Genomic DNA, 15,403 nt, shown 5'->3' on the forward strand with positions numbered 1-15,403 from the left:
GCGCTGCTCAAGCGCGGGGGCTCTAGCCTGTGGGGGTGCCCGACCCGATGCCCGAGCCCGAGTTCGACCAGCCTGCCGAGGAGGCAGGTGAGTCCACTGTGGACTGGTCGGCCCTGCCGGAGCCGTTGCGGACGAGGCTCGCGGAGATGGGCGCGGACGCGCTGGGCGAGATGGCGAAGGTCGACGTGCCCCAGCACCTGCGCCCGGTGGCGAAGTTCGCCCCGACCAAGCGCGCCCGGCTGGGAGGTGCGCAGGTCGTGGCCGCGCTGCGGGACTCGGCGAACTTCCGCACCGCCGTCGTGGAGTGGCTGCGCAAGAACCGGCCGTCGACGCTGGAGGTGACCTCGCCGGACCCGCTGACGGCGGCCGCCGCGGCGGTGCTGACCGGTGACGAGGTCGCGCCGCACTACGTCGAGCTGGTCTCGCGGCGGGTGGGCGACGCGACGTTGCGGGCCGAGCGCGACGCGGCGGTGGCGCGCGCGGAACGGCTGGAGGGCGAGCTGGAGCGGCTGCGGTCCGAGCGCAGCCAGCTCGACGGCGCCGCCGAACGGGTCCGCGCGGAGGCCGAGATCGAGCTGGAGCGCCTGCGCAAGCGGTTGCGCGAGCAGGGCGTGAAGCTGCGTGAGGCCAAGGACGCCGCGCAGGCCGCGGCCGCCGAGGCCGCGCAGGTCCGGGCCCGCACCGCGGAGGAGGTCAAGCGCCTCGCCGCCGAGCGCGACCGGGAACGGGAGCGGGCCGAGGCCGAACGCGGCAAGGCGCAGCGGGCCATCGCGGACGCCGAGGTGGCCCGGCAGTCCGCGCGGGAGGCCCGGCAGGCGGACGAGGTGCGGCTCGCGCTGCTCGTCGACACCCTTGACGGCGCCGTCACGGGACTGCGCCGCGAACTGGCCCTGGGCGGTTCCGGGCCGCGTCCCGCCGACCTCGTGCGGGGCGCCAGCGCGTCGCAGGGCGCCGTCGGGCGCGTGGAGGACCCGGCGGCGCTCGACCGGCTGCTGGCGCTGCCCGCGGTGCACCTGGTGGTGGACGGCTACAACGTCACGAAGACCGGCTATCCGGAGCTGTCGCTGTCGGACCAGCGCGACAGGCTCGTGCACCAGTTGGCCGTGCTGGCCGCGCGCACGGGCGCCGAGGTGACGTTGGTGTTCGACGGCGCGGGGGTGGTGGCCGTGCCCGCGGCAGCGCCTCGGGGCGTGCGGGTGCTCTTCAGCGACCCCGGCGTTCTGGCCGATGACGTGATCCGCGCGCTGGTCACCGCCGAGCCGGAGGGACGGCCCGTGGTGGTGGTGACGTCGGATCGCGCGGTCGCCGACTCGGTGCGCCGCCGCGGTGCGCACCCGGTGCCGTCCGCTGTGCTGCTGGCCCGTCTCGGGCGCGTTTGATCACCCGGTAGCCTGACGCCGTCGATCTTGGCGGTCTTGTTCTGGCGAGGGGGATCGGCGACCTCATGTCGCGCAAGCTCACCCGTGGTTTCCTGGTTCTGGTCCTGCTCTCGGCCACGCCTGCCGTGTCCCTGGCCGCCCAGCCGGCCGATCCGGCGCGCGCGTACGCCGATCTGACCGCGCAGGCGACGAAGCTCAACGAGGAGGTGCTGCGCGCGCAGGAGGACCTCGTCCAGCGCCGCGCCGAGCTCGACCGCGCGACCGCCACCGTCGCGGCGGCGCAGCAGATCGAGCGGCAGGCCAAGGCCGAGGAGAACGACTTCCGCGGCCAGGTCGACCTCATCACCCAGGCGTCGTTCGAGGGCGCGCGGTTCAACCAGCTGTCGGCGCTGCTCGTGGCGGACTCGCAGCAGGACTTCCTGAACCGCCTGGAGATGATGCGGATCCTCGCCACGGACAGGGCCGAGTCGCTGGCCAGGCTGTCCGGCGCGGTCGAGAAGGCCCGCCAGGCGCACCAGGTGGCGGAGACCGCGCGCGCCCGCGCCGCCGAGGCCGCCGCGGCGGCCGAGAAGCTCAAGAGTGACCTGGACACGCGCAACCAGGCGTTGCAGGCGCAGATCGGCGACGTGCGGGCGGCGTTCACGCGGCTGCCGGCGCCGGTCGCGTCCCGGTTGCGCGACCCCGGCGACCGGTCGCGGATCAGCGTGCCCGCGGGGACGGCGGGGCTCGCCCTGGCGTTCGCGCTGGAGCAGCGCGGGGACGAGTACAACTACGGCTCGACCGGGCTCGACCGGTGGGACTGCGCGGGGCTGACGATGAAGGCCTACGAGGCGGCCGGGTACACGATCCCGCGCACCTCCGGCGGGCAGGCCTCGGTCGGGCGCGCGGTCACCCGGGCCGAGGTCCGCGCGGGAGACCTGATCGTCTACTACGCGAGCCGGTCGCACGTCGCCCTGGCGGTCGACAACGCGCGGGCCGTGCACGCCTCCACCGAGGGGCAGCCGGTGAAGATCGCGCCGATCGACGCCATCGGGCCCATTTCGGCGATTCGGCGCATCGAGGGTTAGCGTTGCGCCGATGAGGCACCTCAGGGCGTTGCTGGCGGTCACCGTCGCCATGACGTTCCTGCTCGGCCTCACCGTCGCCACGCGCCCCGCCGAGGTGCCGCCGACCGGGACGGCGCGGTGCGAAGAGGCCGTCCTGCGGGTGGCTTCCGGAACCGTGACCGGCAGTTCCTGCGACGGCGAGCTGGCGGCACGGGTCGCGGCGCTGCTGGACGAGTCCGTGCGCGCCGTCGCCGCTGTGGTGGACGTCGGCTGGGGCCGGCGAGCCGACGTCGTCGTCCCGGCGTCCCGCTCCGAGCTGGTCGCGCTCGTCGGACCGGGGTTCGCGGACATGGCCGGCATCGCCATCCGCGACGGCGCCGGGCAGCGGGTGGTCGTCAACCGGGAGCGCGCGGCACCGTTGTCGGACGCGGAGCTGCGGGTGCTGCTGCGGCACGAGATCACCCACGTCGCCACGCGCGACCTGACGTCGGACTCGGCCCCGCTGTGGCTCGTGGAGGGCTTCGCCGACTGGGTCGCGTTCCACGGGCTGGGGCTGTCGCTCCGGCAGGCCGCGCCGCTGCTCACCCCGGACGTCACGGCGCTGCCCGCCGACTTCGGCGGTGCCGGGCGGGACCTCGCCTACCAGCAGGCGTACTCGGTGCTGGTCTACCTGGAGTCGCGGCTGGGGGAACGCGGCGTCGTGGACTTCTACCTGCGGCACGCGTCGTCCGCTGTGGACGTGCCGGTGGACGTCGCGGGCTGGCGCGAGTTCCTGCGGTCGAGCATCGGCTAGCGTTGCCCCCGTGCGCCGAACCCTGCTGGTGACCAACGACTTCCCGCCCCGCCCCGGTGGCATCCAGTCCTACCTGCACGCCCTGGCCACCCGGCTGCCCGCGGACTCCCTCGTGGTCTACGCGCCGAAGTGGGAGGGCGCGGAGGAGTTCGACGCCCGGCAACCGTTCCCGGTGGTGCGGCACCCCACGTCCCTGATGCTGCCGACGCCGGACGTCCTCGCCCGCGCCCGCGCCATCGCGCGCGCCGAGTCGTGCGAGGCCGCGTGGTTCGGCGCGGCGGCGCCGCTCGCGCTGCTGGCCCCGTCGCTCGGCCTGGACCGCGCGGTGGCCTGCACGCACGGGCACGAGGTCGGCTGGTCGATGCTTCCGGTGGCACGGCAGGCGTTGCGCGCCATCGGGTCCGGTGTGGACGTCGTGACGTACGTCAGCAAGTACACCCGCTCCCGGTTCGCCGCCGCGTTCGGCGCGATGGCGGCGCTGGAGCACCTCCCGTCCGGTGTGGACACGAGCCAGTACCGCCCGGATCCCGCCGCGCGCGCCGAGATCCGCCGCCGCTACGGGCTGGGCGACCGGCCGGTGGTCGTGTGCGTGTCGCGCCTGGTGCCGCGCAAGGGGCAGGACGTGCTGATCCGGGCGCTGCCGCTGATCCGGCGCTCGGTGCCGGACGCCGCCCTGCTGATCGTCGGCGGCGGGCCGTACCGGAGCGCGCTCGAGAAGCTGGCCGCCGGCGACCGCGACGTCGTGCTGACCGGCTCGGTGCCGTGGGAGGAGCTGCCCGCGCACTACAACGCCGGCGACGTCTTCGCGATGCCGTGCCGCACCCGCGGCCGCGGGCTGGACGTCGAAGGGCTCGGCATCGTCTACCTGGAGGCGTCGGCGACCGGGCTGCCCGTCGTGGCCGGGCTCTCCGGCGGCGCGCCGGAGACCGTGCTGGACGGCGTCACCGGCAACGTCGTCGACGGCCGCGACGTCGCCGACGTCGCCGAGAAGGTCGCCGCCCTGCTCGCCGACCCCGGGCTGGCCGCGAAGGCAGGACGCGCCGGCCGCGAGTGGGTGAGCGAGAACTGGCGGTGGGACCAGCTCGCGCACCGCCTCGAGAACCTGATCGGCTGAATTGCGAGGTCTCGTGCAGATGTGTGAGCGCACGTGAGATTCATGTCAGAGCGAAGATGGTTCTAGATCTGAAGACGGCGTCAAGGAGTTACTCTTCCTTCATTCGACGCTGTTTGTGAGCGCTTCCGATGTTCCGCTTTTTTCCCGGGCGGCGGGAGCGGCACTGGCCGCATGTGCTCGAAGCGCACGTGCGCGATCTCGTTCAGCGAGTAGCGAGGTGAACGGAAGTGCTTCCTGGCGCCGCTCCACTCGTCGTAGGCGAGAACGTCAATCTCGATGTATGACGGGTTTCCTGGCATCAACAAGTGCTCGAGAGTGTCTTGTCCGCAAGTTGCGATGGCCGGCATCCGGAAGGCGTTCCGATGGTTCGGGGAAGCCTCTCTGATCGCTCGATCGACATCGAGCCGGATCACTCGGCGGCCATCGGAAGGGTTCAAGCGGGTGATGTGAGGGTTGTTGACGGGTATGGGGAGGATGACGTTCGACGTCCCTGGAGAATACTGAAAATTTTTTAATCCGTAAGTAGTCAGCGTGCAGGTGATGGAGAGGTCGACTGCGCCTCTTCTCTTCGAGGCGTTGCACATGAAGACCTCGTAGCACGCGGTCCCGTCAGTCATGTACCTCTTGCTGATGAGCGGCGTGAAGATGACTTTGGGGATGATGCGATGATTGGTGTAGTACCACAGCAAGGCTGACAGAAGGAATCCGCCGAGCAGGCCGATGGTAGTAGTTGCGGCAGCTTCCACCTGATCCCTCGCATCCTCGAACGAATCTCGTCGTCCGACCATGACTCCGGTCGAGGGCTCTCTGTTGCGCAACTCGGGGCACTTCACCCGAAGGTTCGAGTGCTTTCGGTGCTACCAGCCTCTATCGCAGTGCCCCAGTACTGAGTGGTGGGTTGATCCCGCAGTCGTTCCGAACAGGCGCACCGCCTCGAGAACCTGATCGGCTGAGACCTCCCGCGGATCAGCCGAGCTCGCGCGCCCGGCTCTCCAGCGCGCGCAGCCCCAGCTCGGCGCTGCGCCGCACGGCCTGACCGGCGGCGGCCCGGGCGTCGGCGTCGCGGGAGAGGTCCCGCCACACCAGGGCCAGGCCGATCAGCGCCCGGACCTCGCCCGAGGCGTAGCCGATCCGCCGCGCCGTCACCAGCGCCTGCTCGAACAGCGCGGCGGCGGCATCGAGGTCGGCCAGCGCCCGCCGGACCTCGCCGAGCGTGATCCGCACCGACGTCGCCACCTGCTGGTCACCGCCGTCGGCGACCAGCGCCAGGGCGCGCGACGCCGGCGACAGGGCGCTCTCGGCGTCACCGGAGGCGAGCTCCAGCGCGGCCAGGTTCTCCAGGGCCTCAGCCTCGCCCGCGGGCACGTTGCCGATCTCCAGCGCGCGGTCGAGGTGGACGCGCGCCTCGTCGAGGCGGCCCTGCAACCGCAGCGCCATGCCGAGGTAGGTGTGGCTGTCGGCGTTCGGCGCCAGGAACAGCGCCTGGGAGAAGTGTTCGACGGCGCCGTCGATCTCGCCGAGCTCCACCGCGAGCTGGCCGAGGTTGTACAGGCCGGTGCTGATGCTGTCCGGTGAGCGCAGCATCTCCAGGCAGCGCACCAGGGCCTCCTTCGCGGCGCCCAGCTCTCCCGACCGGCGGTGCACGAGGCTGAGGTTGTTCAGCACGCTCGCCTCGGCGTCCCCGTCGCCCAGCTCCCGGTACAGCTCGATGGCCCGGTTGTGGTGCTCGACCGACCGCCCGTAGTCGCCGAGCCGCAGGTAGAGGCTGCCGAGGTTGGTGTGCATCGCCGCCTCGGCCGGGCGGTGCGCGGACGCCTGCGCGGCCCGCAGCCCGTGGCGGGCCGTGGCGAGCCACTCGCCGACGTGCTGGCCGATCCACAGGTAGCCGCGCAGCGCGTCGGCGAGCTGCCAGGCCATCTCCGCGGGGCCGTGCAGGGCCGCGTGCCGGATCGCGGCCGTCAGGTTCGGGCGTTCGGCGTCGAGCCACGCGAGGGCCTCCGCCGAGCTCGCGATCCGCGGCACCGGGCCGGTCGCCGGCGACGGCAGCCGCACGATGCCGGGGTAGAGCAGCTCCGCGCACCGCTCCACGCCGCGCGCGTAGTGGTTCAGCAACGCCGTCCACGCCGCCTGTTGCTCGGCGGGGCTGTCGGACTCCTCGCGCGCCGCGGCGGCGTAGCGCACCAGCTCGTCGTGGAACCGGTAGCGGCCCGGCGCCGAGGCGGGGACCACCAGGTTCGCGATGGCCAGCACCGTCAGCAGGCCCTCGGCGTCCACGTCGGCGAGCGCCGAGGCGGCCTCCGGGGTGAAGTCCGGGCCCGGCACGAGCGACAGCAGCCGGAACAACCGCTGCGGCGCCGGCGGCAGCGCGGCGTAGGCGAGCTCGATCGGTGACCCGGAGATCGTCACGTCGTCGCGCCCGGCCAGGTACGCCGCCGCCACCCGCAACGCGAGCGGGAGGTGCCCGCACCGCTGGGCCAGCTCCGCGTGGTCGCCCTCTCCGAGCAGCGCGGACAGCAGTGCCACCGACTCCGCCGGGCTGAACACGTCCACCGGCACGGTCCGCGCGCCGTTCATCGCGATCAGCCCGCGCAGGTCGTCCCTCGACGTCACGATCACCCGGCACGACGCCGTCCCCGGCAGCAACGGCCGCACCTGGTCGGGCGCGGAGGCGTTGTCCAGCACCAGCAGCACCCGCCGGCCCGACAGCAACGACCGCAGCATCGTGCTCTGCTCGTCCGCGTCCGGCGGGATCTCGTCCGGCGGCACGCCGAGCGCCCGCAGGAACCGCGACAGCACGTCGAGGCCGTCCGCGGGCGGTCCCAGCGCGTAGCCGCGCAGGTCGACGTAGAGCTGTCCGTCCGGGAACCGGTCCCGCAGCAGGTGCGCCACGTGCACGGCCAGGGTCGTCTTGCCCACGCCCGGCGGCCCCGCGAGCGTCACGATCGGCACGGAGCCGCCCGTGATCAGCCCGGAGATCCGTTCGACGTGCCGGGTGCGCCCGGTGAAGTCCGCGATGTCGTCCGGCAGCCGCATCGGCGACGCCGGCGCGCGGTCCTGCCGCCGGTCGGCCACCGGCGCCGCCAGCTCCGGCGAGCCCACCAGGATCGCCTGGTGCAGGGCCCGCAGCTCGGGCGACGGGTCGATGCCGAGCTGCTCGTCCAGCGTCCGGTCGAGCTGCCGGAACGCCTCCAGCGCCTCCGCCTGTCGGCTGCCGCGGTACAGCGCGACCATCAGCTGGCCCCAGAACCGCTCGCGCAACGGGTGGTCCCGCGTCAGCGCGAACAGCTCCGGCACCAGGTCGGCGTGGTGGCCCAGCGCGAGCTCCACGTCGACGCGCTGCTCGTGCACGGTCATCAGCAGCTCGGTCAGCCGGGGCGCGTGCTCGGAGTGCAGCGTCTCCGACGGCACGTCCGACAGCACCGGGCCGCGCCAGAGCTCCAGCGCCTCGGCGAACGCCTGCCGCGCCGCGGTCAGGTCGCCCGAGGCCGCTGCCGCACGTCCCCTGGCGGCCGCGTCGGCGAACCGGTGCACGTCCACGGCCAACGGGTCGACGCGCACCCGGTAGCCGTCGGCGGCGGTCTCGATCAGCGACGGGTCGCCCAGCGCCGCCCGCAGCCGCATCATGTACGTCTGCAACGTGCCCCGCCCGCGGGCGGGTGGCGTGTCACCCCACACGTGCTCGACGAGTTCCGTCACGGACACGACGCGGTTCGGCCGCAGCAGCAACGCCGCCAGCAAGGCCCGGTGCTTGCCCGCGCGCAGCACCACCGCGGACCCGCCCACCCGCACCTCCATCGGGCCGAGCAGCCGGAACTGCGGACCCGAAACCATTGCCGTCCCCTCGCGCGCACCCGATGATCGCCGTCTGCCCGACAGCCTATTAGCGCGCTGTCGCGCGGTGACATCGGCGCGTCAGCGATACGTCAGCGACGTACGGCAATCTTCTCCTCGTCCCGGTCGGGGGGCCGGGGCAACACACTTCTCGGGTTCCGCGGAGTTCCGCGGATCACGATCGCTGGGGGTCGAAAGGCCCAGGGGCTCCAAGGAGCCCCTGGGCCTTTCGCGCATCCACCCGCTACTTCGCGTAGATCGCGTCGATGTCCGACGCGTAGGTCGTCGCCACGACCGAGCGCTTGAGCTTCAGCGACGGCGTCATCTCGCCACCGGCCTCGGTGAAGTCGACCGGCAGGACGCGGAACCTGCGGATCGCCTCCGCCTTCGACACCGTCTTGTTCGCCTCGTCCACCACCGCCTGGATCTCGGCCAGCAGGTCGGCGTCCTCGATGAGGTCGGGGACCTCGGCGGAGGCCGGCTTGCCGTGCGACTCCTTCCACGACGGGAAGAACTCCGGGTCGATCGTGATCAGCGCGCCGATGAACGGCTGCTTGTCGCCGACGACCATGCACTGCGAGATCAGCGGGTGCGCCCGGATGCGGTCCTCGAGCTGCGCGGGGGAGACGTTCTTGCCACCGGCGGTGACGATGATCTCCTTCTTCCGGCCCGTGATCTTCAGGAAGCCGTCGTCGTCGAGCTCGCCGATGTCGCCGGTGTGGAACCAGCCGTCCTCGAGGGCCTCCTTGGTGGCGGCCTCGTTGTTCCAGTAGCCGGTGAAGACGATGTCGCCCTTGATGAGGATCTCGCCGTCCTCGGCGATCCGGACCGACGTGCCCGGCACCGGCAGGCCGACCGTGCCGACCTTCTCCTGGCCCTTGAACGTCACGCACGCCGCCGCCGACGTCTCCGTCAGGCCGTAGCCCTCGTAGACGGGGATGCCCGCGCCGCGGAAGAAGTGCGACAGGCGGTCACCCAGCGGCGCGCCACCCGACACGGCCGCCATCGCGCGGCCGCCGAGGGCGGCGCGCAGCTTCGCGAACACCAGCTTGTCGAACACGGCGTGCTTGAGCCGCAGCCCGAAGCCGGGGCCGCCGTCGTCGAGCGCGGTGCTGTAGGCCACCGCCGTCGCCTCGGCGGCGTCGAAGATCTTGCCCTTGCCGCCGGCGTGGGCCTTCTGCTTGGCGCCGTTGTAGACCTTCTCGAACACGCGCGGCACCGCGACGACGAACGTCGGGCGGAACTGGCCGAGGTCCTCGACGAGGTTCTTCACGTCGGCCGTGTGGCCCAGCGTCACCCGCGAGTACACGCACGCCAGCGCCAGGGCGCGGGCCAGGATGTGGGCGAGCGGCAGGAACAGCAGCAGCGAGTTGCCGGCCGTGAGGATCTCGGGGAACCGCGACAGCGCCGACCGCACCTCGGCGAGCAGGTTGCGGTGCGTCAGCGTGCAGCCCTTGGGGCGGCCGGTGGTCCCGGAGGTGTAGACCAGCGTGGCCGTGTGGGCGGCCTTGGCCTGCGCCCGGCGCTCGTGCACCTGTTCGTCGGTGATCTCGGCGCCCAGCGCCGTCAGCTCGTCGACGGCGGCGGCACCGCCCTCGACCTGCCACACGTGGCGCAGCTCCGGCAGCTTGCCGACCACCTCGTCGACCAGCGCGCGGTGCGACGACGCCTCGACGAAGACCGCCTTCGCGCCGGAGTCGGACAGGATCCACTCGATCTGGTCCGCCGACGACGTCTCGTAGATCGGCACGACGACACCGCCCGCCGCCCAGATGGCGAAGTCGAGCAGCGACCACTCGTAGCGGGTCTTGGAGACCAGGCCGACCCGGTCGCCCAGTTCCAGACCGGCCGCGATCATGCCCTTGGCGACCGCCATGACCTGCGCGGCGAAGTCGCGCGCCGTGATGTCGACCCAGGTGCCGTCGACCTGCCGGCGGAAGCTGACGGCGTTGCCGAAGCGTTCCGCGTTGGCCCACACCATGTCGGTGAGGTTCTCCTCCGGAGCCACTGCGGCCGTGGCGGGGACGCTGAACTCGCGCACGTCAACCTCCGTACGGTGATTTGTTACTGACGGGGAAACTTAGCGTGTGATTCCGGCGATACAAAGGCTGGTACGCCCTTCCGTTACCTTTTGACCCCATGGCCAGTGTGGACGTCGTCGACGAGACCTTCCTGGCGGTGCCACCCGGCGTGGTCGCCGCCGCCTTCGCCGCGCCCTCGTCGTGGCGGGCGTTCTGGCCGGACCTGGAGCTGGACGTCTACGCGGACCGCGGTGACGAGGGACTGCGCTGGACCGTGGGCGGCGCCCTGGTGGGCACCATGGAGGTCTGGCTCGAACCGGTCCTCGACGGCACCCTGCTGCACTACTTCCTGCGCGCCGACCCGCCCACCGGCTCGTTCGCGCCGCGCGCCGCCCGCCGCGAGGTGCAGCGCCGCCAGCTCGACGCGAAGTCCGTCGCGCTCGGACTCAAGCTGGCGCTGGAGGACGGCCGCCCTCCCGGCTGCCCGCCACAGGGGTGATCCTGCTCGACGCGTGGCGCGGACACCACCCCCTGTTCTTTCAACTAAGTTGGAACCGTGCGGGTTCACGTGGTCTCGGATGTGCACGGCAACGCGGAGGCGCTCGCCCGCGCCGGTGACGGCGCGGACGCGCTCGTCGTGCTCGGCGACCTCATCGACTTCGTCGACTACCACGACCACTCCAGGGGAATCCTCGGGCGCGTCTTCGGGCCGGAGAAGGTGGGGGTCTTCGCCGAGCTGCGGCGCGGCACGAGGCGCGCCGACACGGCGAGCTACATCCGGTCGCTGTGGGACGGCCTCGCGAACGCGCGGTCCGTGGTGGAAGAAGCCGTGCTGGAGCAGTACCACGCGCTGTTCGGCGCGATGTCCGCGCCGACGTACGCGACACCGGGCAATGTGGACAGTCCGCAGCTGTGGCCGCGGTTCGCCCGCGACGGCGTGCACGTGCTCGACGGGGAGGCCGTCGAGATCGGCGGGCTCAAGTTCGGGTTCGCGGGCGGCGGGCTGATGCTGCCGGGGCACGTCCGCAACCCCAACGCGCCCTGGCACCCGTACCTGCGCACGGAGCAGGACATGGCCTCCGCGCTGGAGGGCATGGGCGCGGTCGACGTGTTGTGCACGCACATCCCGCCGCTGGTTCCGGAGCTGACGTACGACGTCGTCGCCCGCCGCCCGGAGTGGGGCTCGCGGGCCGCGCTGGACAAGATCGTGGGCGAAAGCCCGCGCTGGTCGGTGTTCGGGCACGTGCACCAGCCGCTCGCCAGGCGCGTGCGCATCGGTTACACCGAGTGCATCAACGTCGGGCACTTCCAGCGCAGCGGCAAGCCTCACGTCCTCAACTGGTAAAGACGCGAGTAACCTCCTCACACATGGCCGACGAGTCCACTCAGTCCATCGTCATCGACGCGCCGCCAGAGAAGATCATGGCGATCATCGCGGACTTCCCGTCGTACCCGGACTGGGCGAACGGGATGAAAGAGGTCGAGGTGCTCGGCACCGGTGACGACGGCCGCGCGGAGCAGGTCCGGTTCGCGATCGACCAGGGGCCCGTCAAGGACGAGTACGTCCTGAGGTACGACTGGGCGGCCGACGGCCTGTCGGTGCGGTGGGACCTCGTCAAGGGCACCATGCAGAAGTCCCAGCACGGCAGCTACGTGCTGGAGCCGGCCGGCGCCGGCACCAAGGTCACCTACACGCTGTCGGTGCAGCTGGTGATCCCGATGATCGGCCTGTTCCGCCGCAAGGCCGAGAAGCTGATCCTCGACACCGCGCTCAAGGAGCTCAAGAAGCGCGCGGAGAAGGCGGCTTGAGCCGGGTCCTGCTCTTCACCGGCAAGGGCGGGGTCGGCAAGACGACGCTGGCCGCCGCGACGGCGGCCTCGCTGGCGGCGCACGGCCGCAAGGCGCTCGTGGTCTCCACCGATCCCGCTCACTCGCTCGGTGACGCCCTCGACGTGCGACTGGGCGCCTCACCGTCCGAAGTGGACACCCCGGGGACGGCCGTCGGCGGGCTGTTCGCCTGCCAGATCGACCCCCGCGGGCTCGTCGACGAGGCCTGGGGCGAGCTGCGCGGGCACCTGCGGACGGTCCTCGCGGGCGCGGGCGTCGACGAGCTCGACGCCGAGGAGCTGACCGTGCTGCCGGGTGTCGAGGAGCTCCTCGCGCTCGCGGAGGTGCGGCGGCTCGCGGTGTCCGGGCCGTGGGAGGCCGTGGTCGTCGACTGCGGGCCGACGGCCGAGACGCTGCGGTTCCTGTCGCTGCCCGAGGCGTTCGCGGGCTACCTGGAACGGCTCTTCCCGACGCACCGGCGCGTGGTGCGCGGTCTGCTGGCCGGTGTCGCGGGCACCGGGACCGTGGAGAGGTGGGACGCGACGGCGGACGCGCTGAGCAGGCTCGCCGAGCGGCTGGACGCGCTGCGCACGATGCTCGCCGACCCCTCGGGGTGCTCGGTGCGACTTGTGCTCACGCCCGAGCGCGTGGTCGCCGCCGAGACCCGCCGGACGCTGACCGCGCTGGCGCTGCAGGGGATCCGGGTCGACAGCGTGATCGCGAACCGGCTGGTGCCCTCGCCGGGGTCCGCGCGCGGCGCCGCCGCGACCTGGTTGCGCACGCGCCGCCGGGAGCAGGACGCGGTGCTGGCCGAGCTGACCGGCATCGGGGAGGTCCGCACGGTCGACCACCGCGCGTCCGAGCCCGTCGGGGTGCCGGCGCTGCTGGAGGTCGCCGCCCAGCTCTACGGCGACGACGACCCGTTGCCCGGTGCCGCGCCGGCGGGGTCGTTGCTGGAGGTGTCGGGCAACGGCCGTGGCCTCGACGCCCGGTACTCGCTGCGGATCGCGTTGCCGCTGGCGGACGACGCGGAACCGGACCTCGCGCGGGTTGGCGACGACCTCGCGCTGACCGTCGACGGCCGGCGCCGGCTCGTGGCGCTGCCGTCGTTGCTGAGGCGCTGCGTCGTGACCGGCGCGGAGATGGACTCGGGCGGCGTGACGGTGGGGTTCCGGCCGGACCCGTCGTTGTGGCGCTGATCAGGAGCTGCGGATGACCCAGGACAACACCGGCAAGCTCGCCGAGGAGCTGCGGCTGCTCGTCGAGACCGCCGCCGAGCGCGTGCAGCCGTGGCTGCACCGTGTCGCGGAGGCGGGCGACGGCTCGCACGCACCCGAGACCTGCGGCTGGTGCCCGCTGTGCAACGGCGCGGCGCTGCTGCGGGGTGACCGCTCCGAGCTGGCCGCGAAGGCCGCCGAGCACGCGGCGGGGCTGATCGCGGTGCTGCGCGCGGCACTGCGCGAGCCCGGCGGCGGGCCGTCGCCCGCACCACCCGGTGCCGACGCGCCGGCGGACACCGGGCAGCGGGTGCAGCACATCAAGGTCGTCAGGAAGAGCGACTAGTGCTCACGGTCGGAGTGGACATCGGTGGCACCAGCGTGCGCGCTGGTGTCGTGGACGCGCGCGGTTCCGTGCTGGACACGTCACGGGCGCCGACGCCCGCGGGCGAACGCGCCCTCGAAGACGCGATCGTGGCCGCGGTGGAGGAGGTGGCGGACCGGCACGCGGTGAACGCCGTCGGTCTCGCCGTGGCGGGGTTCATCGCCTCCGACCGCCGCACGGTCCGTTTCGCGCCCCACCTGGCATGGCGGCAGGCCGACGTGGCCGATCGCATGAGCGACCGCCTGGGCATGCCGGTCGTGCTCGAACACGACGCGAACGCCGCCGCCCTGGCCGAACAGCGCTTCGGCGCGGCACGTGGTGCCCGCACGGCCGTACTGGTCGCCATCGGCACGGGCATCGGCGCGGCCTTGCTGCTCAACGGCGAGGTCTTCCGCGGTGCCTACGGTGTCGCTCCCGAACTGGGCCATCTGCGCGTCGTGCCCGATGGACGCCCCTGCCCGTGCGGCAAGAACGGCTGCTGGGAGCGCTACTGCAGCGGCACGGCCCTGAGTGCCACGGCCGTGGAACTGCTGGCCAAGCACCCCGGTGTGTCGACCGTGCTGGCCCGTGAGGCCGCCGGCGACTCCCGCGCGGTGACCGGACGCCGGGTGGCGGGTGCCGCCAGGGACGGCGACCCGCTGGCCAAGCGCGCGATGGCGGAGCTGGCCCGCTGGCTCGGCGAGGGCCTGGCGCTGGTCGCCGACGTCTACGACCCCGAGGTGATCGTCATCGGGGGCGGGGTGTCGGAGTCGGCGCCGCTGTTCCTCGACGACGCCCGCGAGCGCTACGCCGCCGTCGTCACCGGCGCGGGCCACCGGCCGCTGGCGCGGATCCGCACCGCCCAGCTCGGCGACGACGCCGGCATCGTGGGCGCGGCGACGCTGGCCCGCGAGATGACGACGTCGATGGCCGAGAACCACTCGCGCCGGTCCTGACCTACTTCCCGAGGGGGTCGTGGCCCCAGTTCATCAGGGAGTAGCGCCAGCGGCTGTCCTCGACGTCGCCGCCCGGCCGCTGGGCGAGGTGGCGGTGGACGTAGCCGACGACCTTGCGCATGTGCTCGTAATCGCTGTCGGTGAGGTCGTCGCGTTTGGTCCTGAGCAGCTCCACGATGCGCCGGCCGGACGCGTGCCCGGTCGACTCGCCGGACTTCTTGTCGCCGACCTCCTCCGACTCGTCGGAGCCGAGCCAGCGCTCCAGCTCCGCCGCGGTCATGTTGACCGCGGCGCCGAAGTCCTGGCGGGTCTTCTCCTGCTCCTCGTCGCGCACCCCGTCCTCCTCCTGGCGGCGTTGGCTGGTCCGGACGGGGTACCCCGCGGTCATGACGAAGCATCCCTACGAACCGGGTGACGAGGTCGAGTGGTCGAGCCACGGCAGCACGACGCACGGTGAGGTGAAGGAGGAGATCACCGAGGAGAAGCAGGCTGCCGGGCGCAAGGTGAGCGCCTCGGAGGAGGAACCGCAGTACCGGGTGCGGAGTGCGAAGAGCGGCAAGGACGCCGTGCACAAGCCGAGCGCGCTGCGGAAGAAGAAGTGAACGGTCGCGGGAAGCGGGGCTGAGTTGTTCGCGGCGAGCGAACAACTCAGCCCCCGAAGCGTTAGCGGCCGAACAGGCGCAGGATGCGCGGGCGGCGGCGCTTGGCGCGCTCCGCGTCCTTCTTGCTCAGGGTCGCCATGGCACGGGCCATCATCAGGTGCTGCATCTGGTCCATGCCGACACCGTAGGCACGACCGAATCGTTATCTGAAGGTTTGAGTGGCCGTTATCACGCCGTTACCCGTCGGGACGCG

The 15,403-nt window shown here is 72.5% G+C and carries 15 protein-coding genes; 11 read left to right on the plus strand and 4 right to left on the minus strand.

Features of this window, described 5'->3' with window-relative positions; genetic code table 11:
* Positions 1 to 47: 47 nt before the first annotated feature.
* From BMW88_RS13005 to BMW88_RS13020, 4 genes are all read left to right on the plus strand, one after another.
* The gene (locus BMW88_RS13005) at positions 48 to 1,379 is read left to right on the plus strand and encodes an NYN domain-containing protein (protein ID WP_089951094.1); all 1,332 of its coding nucleotides are present in this window, start codon (positions 48 to 50) and stop codon (positions 1,377 to 1,379) included.
* A 65-nt stretch (positions 1,380 to 1,444) separates the two neighbouring features.
* A complete protein-coding gene (locus tag BMW88_RS13010) occupies positions 1,445 to 2,446 on the plus strand; it encodes a C40 family peptidase (RefSeq protein ID WP_089950938.1) in 1,002 nt (333 codons plus the stop codon).
* Between the two features lie 10 nt (positions 2,447 to 2,456).
* Positions 2,457 to 3,218 carry a hypothetical protein gene (locus BMW88_RS13015; protein WP_089950939.1) on the plus strand — a complete coding sequence of 254 codons (762 nt, stop codon included), beginning with the start codon at positions 2,457 to 2,459 and terminating at the stop codon, positions 3,216 to 3,218.
* A 10-nt stretch (positions 3,219 to 3,228) separates the two neighbouring features.
* Positions 3,229 to 4,332 (plus strand): glycosyltransferase family 4 protein, encoded by a 1,104-nt coding sequence (locus BMW88_RS13020; protein WP_089950940.1) that lies wholly within the window; start codon positions 3,229 to 3,231, stop codon positions 4,330 to 4,332.
* Positions 4,333 to 4,412: 80 nt separating this feature from the next.
* Here the strand turns inward: BMW88_RS13020 and BMW88_RS40910 are convergent, their stop codons facing one another.
* From BMW88_RS40910 to BMW88_RS13030, 3 genes are all read right to left on the minus strand, one after another.
* Positions 4,413 to 5,078, minus strand: a complete 666-nt coding sequence (locus BMW88_RS40910; RefSeq protein ID WP_143116060.1) for a hypothetical protein — start codon at positions 5,076 to 5,078, stop codon at positions 4,413 to 4,415.
* A gap of 220 nt (positions 5,079 to 5,298) precedes the next feature.
* Positions 5,299 to 8,163 carry an AfsR/SARP family transcriptional regulator gene (locus BMW88_RS13025; protein ID WP_089950941.1) on the minus strand — a complete coding sequence of 955 codons (2,865 nt, stop codon included), beginning with the start codon at positions 8,161 to 8,163 and terminating at the stop codon, positions 5,299 to 5,301.
* Between the two features lie 244 nt (positions 8,164 to 8,407).
* Positions 8,408 to 10,204, minus strand: coding sequence for an AMP-dependent synthetase/ligase (locus BMW88_RS13030; RefSeq protein WP_089950942.1), 1,797 nt, complete (start codon positions 10,202 to 10,204; stop codon positions 8,408 to 8,410).
* A gap of 98 nt (positions 10,205 to 10,302) precedes the next feature.
* Between BMW88_RS13030 and BMW88_RS13035 the strand changes: the two genes are divergently transcribed.
* From BMW88_RS13035 to BMW88_RS13060, 6 genes are read left to right on the plus strand one after another with little or no spacing between them, the layout of a single operon-like run.
* Positions 10,303 to 10,683, plus strand: a complete 381-nt coding sequence (locus BMW88_RS13035; RefSeq protein WP_089950943.1) for a polyketide cyclase / dehydrase and lipid transport — start codon at positions 10,303 to 10,305, stop codon at positions 10,681 to 10,683.
* Between the two features lie 57 nt (positions 10,684 to 10,740).
* The gene (locus BMW88_RS13040) at positions 10,741 to 11,529 is read left to right on the plus strand and encodes a metallophosphoesterase family protein (protein ID WP_177221078.1); all 789 of its coding nucleotides are present in this window, start codon (positions 10,741 to 10,743) and stop codon (positions 11,527 to 11,529) included.
* A 23-nt stretch (positions 11,530 to 11,552) separates the two neighbouring features.
* Positions 11,553 to 11,993: an SRPBCC family protein gene (locus tag BMW88_RS13045; protein ID WP_089950944.1), complete on the plus strand. Its 441-nt coding sequence runs from the start codon at positions 11,553 to 11,555 to the stop codon at positions 11,991 to 11,993.
* On the plus strand, positions 11,990 to 13,210 hold the full coding sequence (locus BMW88_RS13050) for an ArsA family ATPase (RefSeq protein WP_089950945.1): 1,221 nt from the start codon (positions 11,990 to 11,992) through the stop codon (positions 13,208 to 13,210). The genes BMW88_RS13045 and BMW88_RS13050 overlap by 4 nt, the downstream gene beginning before the upstream one ends.
* 13 nt (positions 13,211 to 13,223) lie before the next feature.
* Entirely contained in the window at positions 13,224 to 13,574 is a 351-nt protein-coding gene (locus BMW88_RS13055) for a hypothetical protein (protein WP_089950946.1), read from the plus strand.
* A gap of 14 nt (positions 13,575 to 13,588) precedes the next feature.
* Complete coding sequence (locus BMW88_RS13060) at positions 13,589 to 14,548, plus strand: ROK family glucokinase (protein WP_089951096.1); 960 nt, start codon at positions 13,589 to 13,591, stop codon at positions 14,546 to 14,548.
* 1 nt (position 14,549) lies between these two features.
* On the opposite strand, the gene BMW88_RS13065 is transcribed toward BMW88_RS13060, so the two are convergent.
* Positions 14,550 to 14,936: a DUF3140 domain-containing protein gene (locus tag BMW88_RS13065; RefSeq protein ID WP_218148048.1), complete on the minus strand. Its 387-nt coding sequence runs from the start codon at positions 14,934 to 14,936 to the stop codon at positions 14,550 to 14,552.
* Here BMW88_RS13065 and BMW88_RS13070 point away from each other — a divergent pair.
* On the plus strand, positions 14,935 to 15,150 hold the full coding sequence (locus BMW88_RS13070; RefSeq protein WP_089950947.1) for a hypervirulence associated TUDOR domain-containing protein: 216 nt from the start codon (positions 14,935 to 14,937) through the stop codon (positions 15,148 to 15,150). The two genes, BMW88_RS13065 and BMW88_RS13070, sit on opposite strands and share 2 nt — an antisense overlap.
* The last annotated feature ends 253 nt before the right edge of the window (positions 15,151 to 15,403 follow it).

Source organism: Lentzea xinjiangensis, from assembly GCF_900110955.1.
GTDB classification, from domain to species: domain Bacteria; phylum Actinomycetota; class Actinomycetes; order Mycobacteriales; family Pseudonocardiaceae; genus Lentzea; species Lentzea xinjiangensis.

Coding starts and splice junctions, on each gene's coding strand:
- BMW88_RS13005 (WP_089951094.1), top strand. CDS start 48: ATGCCCGAGCCCGAGTTCGACCAGCCTGCCGAGGAGGCAGGTGAGTCC.
- BMW88_RS13010 (WP_089950938.1), top strand. CDS start 1,445: ATGTCGCGCAAGCTCACCCGTGGTTTCCTGGTTCTGGTCCTGCTCTCG.
- BMW88_RS13015 (WP_089950939.1), top strand. CDS start 2,457: ATGAGGCACCTCAGGGCGTTGCTGGCGGTCACCGTCGCCATGACGTTC.
- BMW88_RS13025 (WP_089950941.1), bottom strand. CDS start 8,163: ATGGTTTCGGGTCCGCAGTTCCGGCTGCTCGGCCCGATGGAGGTGCGG.
- BMW88_RS13035 (WP_089950943.1), top strand. CDS start 10,303: ATGGCCAGTGTGGACGTCGTCGACGAGACCTTCCTGGCGGTGCCACCC.
- BMW88_RS13045 (WP_089950944.1), top strand. CDS start 11,553: ATGGCCGACGAGTCCACTCAGTCCATCGTCATCGACGCGCCGCCAGAG.
- BMW88_RS13055 (WP_089950946.1), top strand. CDS start 13,224: ATGACCCAGGACAACACCGGCAAGCTCGCCGAGGAGCTGCGGCTGCTC.
- BMW88_RS13070 (WP_089950947.1), top strand. CDS start 14,935: ATGACGAAGCATCCCTACGAACCGGGTGACGAGGTCGAGTGGTCGAGC.
- BMW88_RS13065 (WP_218148048.1), bottom strand. CDS start 14,936: ATGACCGCGGGGTACCCCGTCCGGACCAGCCAACGCCGCCAGGAGGAG.